Source organism: Bartonella sp. AA86SXKL (genome assembly GCF_042196885.1).
Genome location: NZ_JBHIRE010000300.1, coordinates 1 through 292, shown reverse-complemented (window position 1 = coordinate 292; position 292 = coordinate 1). Strand labels below are relative to the sequence as shown.

Sequence of the window (292 nt, the reverse complement as noted above, 5' to 3'; positions counted from 1 at the left end):
TGATTTGCGTAAAAAGATAGATGTAAAATATCCTGATCCTAATGTTACAAAACTCATGCAATCGCTTAATCAAAATGAAGCGCCGCTTTCGGATGAGACATCCGATGAAGAAGAAGCAGAATAGCATCTTTGAAAGCTAGGCGATTTGATAGATTGGTTTTATTCAAAAAGCCTAGCAGTTGTTTGACACAGGGCATTTATCGGCGGTCATTTCATCTATTGTCGTGGAAAGCATAGTGTGGCTTTAGAAATATCTCGTTTGTTTCCTCAAAATATACAGGAGCTTCCTTCA

Annotated in this window: 1 pseudogene; it reads left to right on the top strand. The window is 38.0% G+C overall.

The annotated features are described in order from the left end of the window. Positions 1 to 124: pseudogene (locus ACFIO5_RS11665) on the top strand (peptidylprolyl isomerase); the annotation flags it as partial. Positions 125 to 292: the final 168 nt, after the last annotated feature.